Below are 3,977 nucleotides of genomic sequence, written 5' to 3'. Positions count from 1 at the left end.
CCATGCCGATAGTGCGCCCAACGATCAGGCGCGCGGCGCGTCGGTCTACACGCTGTCGGCGGTGGCCAGCGACGCCATTGCCGAGCGCCTCGCCGCCCGCGAAAACAAGGCAGACATCATTGGCGGCATCAATCTGGGCGTTGAAGCGCCAGAGGTTGGCGAAATCATGGTCGATCTGGCGCGGCGGGCCACCAACAATGTTTCGGTGCAGTTTGCCGATCTGCTGCAAAAGGCGCTGGAGGAACAGGAGGTCGGCTTTCGCGGCGAGTTTCACCATTTCGCCGCCTTTGCCGTGCTGAAGGCGCCGGATGTGCCCTCGGTGCTGCTTGAAACCGGCTATGTCACCAACAAGGCCGATGCAGAACGCCTGTTCTCCGACGATGGCCGCAAGCGCCTGGCCCGTGGTGTTGCCCGCGCCATCGAGCGCCATTTGACCGGGAAGTGACTTCCCACAGGCGCGCCCGCCCGCTATCCGTCACAGTGTGTCCCGCAATCGCCTTTTGCTGCTGATCGGCCTGCCGCTGCTGCTGGCCGGGTTCTTCTATTGGCAGGCCACCAAGGGGCTTCCATCCGAAGCCGAACTGGCCAGCTTCACCCCGGCGCTGCCGTCGACCGTGCGCGATGTGAACGGCGAGATCGTCACGGCTTACACCCGCGAACGCCGCATCTTTGTGCCCTATGCCGAACTGCCGCCGCGCCTGGTGCAGGCCTATGTCTCGGCGGAGGACAAGGGCTTTTTCGAACATGACGGCATCGATTGGCTCGGCATCGTGCGCGCCGCGTTCACCAATGTCGGCTCGCTATTCTCCGACAAGCGGCCCGTGGGGGCGTCGACCATCACCCAGCAGGTCGCCAAGAGCCTGGTTGGCAACGAAGTCTCGCTGTGGCGCAAGATCCGCGAAGCGATTCTGGCCCGCCGACTCGAAGGCGCGCTGTCGAAACAGCAGATCCTCGAAATCTATTTGAATCAGATATTTCTGGGCCGCAACGCCTATGGCGTCGAAGCGGCCGCCCAGGCTTATTTCGGCAAATCGGTGGAACAGCTTGATCTGGCGCAGATGGCCTATCTCGCCATTCTGCCCAAGGCGCCTTCCACCTATGATCCGGTGCGCCGCCGCGATCGTGCCTTGGGCCGGCGTGATTATGTGCTCACCCAGATGGCCGCAAATGGCCATATCAGCGCTGCCGAACGCGCCGCCGCCGCCGCCAGCCCGTTGGATGCCATTCCCAATCGCGCCCTGCCGCGCCCGCGCGACGATTATTTCATCGAGGATGTGCGCCGCACCCTGATCGGCCAGTTCGGCGAGGCGCAGGAAAATGGCCCGAACAGCGTTTATGGCGGCGGGTTGTGGATCCGCACGTCGCTCGACCCGGTGATGCAGGCCGCCGCCGAACAGGCGATGCGCGACGGCATGACCCGATATGAAGCCGGCCGGGCCTGGCGCGGGCCGGTGAAGCAGATCGACATTGGCGCCAATGACTCCGCCAAAGACTCTGGGGCTTGGCCGGGCCGTCTGTCAGGCACGCAGGTCGCCTTGGGCTATGCCCAGTGGGTGAAGGCGGTGGTGCTGGCCAAGCAGGGCAATGACAGCACGATCGGCTTCACCGATGGCCGCACAGAGACGCTGTATGGCCGCAACGCGGCAGGGCCCTATCGTGCCACCCAACGTTCGGCAGCGCAGGTGCTGCGCCCCGGCGACGTGATCGTGGTCACCCGCACTGGCGCCGGATGGGCGCTGCGCCAGCCGCCGGAAGTGTCGGGCGGCATGGTGGTGGAGGAGGTGGCCACAGGCCGCGTGCGCGCCATGGTGGGCGGGTTTGATGCGCGGGCGCAGGCCTTCAACCGCGCCACCCAGGCCAATCGCCAGCCCGGTTCCACCTTCAAGCCGATCGTTTATGCCACCGCGATGGACAATGGCTTCACGCCGGCCAGCATCGTGGTCGACGGTAGCTATTGCGTGTTCCAGACCCGGCAGTTGGGCACGAAATGCTTCAGGAATTTCAATAACATGCGCGCCGCCGGTCCGCAGACGCTGCGCTGGGGACTCGAACAGTCGCGCAACTTGATGACCGTGCGCATTGCCGATGCCACCGGCATGGATCGCATCGTGGCGCAGGCCAGGGCGCTCGGCATTGGCGAGTATCAGCCGGTGCTTTCGATCGCGCTTGGCGCTGGCGAAACCACGGTGATGAAGCTGACCAACGCCTATGCCCAGATCTTCAACCAGGGCCGCAAGTTGCAGCCGGGACTGATTGATTATGTGCAGGATCGTTCAGGCAAGATCATCTGGCGGCGGGACAATCGCGGCTGCCCGCGCTGCAACGCGCCGGCGTGGAACGGCGAGGCGATGCCGCGCCCGCAGGGCCGCATCGAACAGGCGATGGATGCACGCACCGCCTATCAGATCTTGCATTTGATGGAAGGTGTGATCCAGCGCGGCACCGGCACGGCGCTGCTGCCCTTGAATCGCCCGCTGGCGGGCAAGACCGGCACCACCAACGGCCCACGCGATGTGTGGTTCGTGGGCGGCACCCAGGATATCGTGGCCGGTCTCTATCTGGGTTATGACCAGCCGCGCGGCATGGGCGGATATGCCCAGGGCGGCACGCTGGCGGCGCCGATCTGGCGGCAATGGGGGCAGGTGGCGCTGAAGGACTGGCCGACGCTGCCCTTTGCCATCCCGGCCGGCGTGCGCATGGTCCGCATCGATCGCCGTTCGGGCAAGCGCGTGTTTGGGGTGTGGCCTGATCCGGGATACAAGCCAGCGGTGATCTGGGAGGCGTTCAAGCCCGACAGCGAACCGCGCCGCATCAACCGCGCGCGCGATGTGTTTGATCGTCGCAGCGCCGGCCCGATCCGATCTGACGCCGAGTTCCTGGAATCCGAAGGCGGCATCTACTGACGCGCCACCTTGCGCCCGGGCGCTGCTCCCTCTATCTCGCCGCTTCACACAGTTTTGGACACCACCATGAGAGCCGAAGCCGAAAATGCCACCCTCCAGATCAAGCAGGCGCTGGACCTGCTGAGGAGGTCTCTTTGACTGGGATCGCGCCCTTCGCCGTCTCGATGAACTGAACGCGCGGGTTGAAGACCCGAAATTGTGGGATAATCCCAAGGCCGCGCAGGCGCTGATGACCGAGCGTCGCCGGCTTGATGAAGCCATCACCGCCACCCGCGACATCGAGCGCGACCTGGCCGACACGCGCGAGTTGATCGAGCTTGCCGAAATGGAAGGCGATGAAGCGCTGGCCGATGATGGCGTTGCCGCGCTGAAAACGCTGGCCGCAAAGGCCGAGAAGGACAAGGTCGCGGCGCTGCTGTCGGGCGAGGCGGACAACAACGACACCTATATCGAAGTCAACAGCGGCGCCGGCGGTACCGAGAGCCAGGATTGGGCTTCGATGCTGTTGCGCATGTATCAGCGCTGGGCCGAAAAACACGGTTACAAGGTGGAATTGATGGATTTCAACAGCGGCGAAACCGCTGGCATCAAGAACGCCACGCTATTGGTGAAGGGCGCGCAGGCCTATGGCTGGGCCAAGACCGAAAGCGGCGTGCATCGCCTGGTGCGGATCAGCCCGTACGACAGCGCCGCGCGCCGCCACACCAGCTTTGCCAGCGTCTGGGTCTATCCGCAGGTGGATGACGAGATCGAGATCGACATCAAGGAATCCGATCTGAAGATCGATACGTATCGCGCCTCAGGGGCGGGCGGCCAGCACGTCAACACCACTGATTCGGCCATTCGTATCACCCACGTTCCCACTGGCGTGATCGTCGCCTGCCAGAACGAGCGCAGCCAGCACAAGAACCGCGCCACCGCCATGAAGATGCTGAAGGCGCGGCTGTATGAACGCGAACTCGCCATCCGTGAGGCCGAAATCGCCAAGACCGAGGCCGGCAAGTCCGATATCGGCTGGGGCCACCAGATCCGATCCTATGTGCTGCAGCCCTATCAGCTGGTGAAGGATCTGCG

At 64.3% G+C, this 3,977-nt stretch carries 2 protein-coding genes and 1 pseudogene; all 3 read left to right on the top strand.

Features of this window, described 5'->3' with window-relative positions; all coding sequences use genetic code 11:
* Positions 1-445 (top strand): N-acetylmuramoyl-L-alanine amidase (locus RMO81_RS14410; protein WP_310476599.1); only part of this gene is annotated, 445 nt, incomplete at its 5' end.
* A gap of 37 nt (positions 446-482) precedes the next feature.
* The gene (locus tag RMO81_RS14405) at positions 483-2,903 is read left to right on the top strand and encodes a PBP1A family penicillin-binding protein (RefSeq protein ID WP_310476597.1); all 2,421 of its coding nucleotides are present in this window, start codon (positions 483-485) and stop codon (positions 2,901-2,903) included.
* A gap of 66 nt (positions 2,904-2,969) precedes the next feature.
* Positions 2,970-3,977 (top strand): annotated as a pseudogene (gene prfB / locus RMO81_RS14400) (peptide chain release factor 2); the annotation flags it as partial.

Origin of the sequence: Sandarakinorhabdus sp. (genome assembly GCF_031422795.1) — a bacterium.
GTDB lineage: Bacteria > Pseudomonadota > Alphaproteobacteria > Sphingomonadales > Sphingomonadaceae > Sandarakinorhabdus.
Note: the sequence above shows the minus strand (reverse complement) of the source record. Positions and strands in the feature narration are given on the sequence as shown.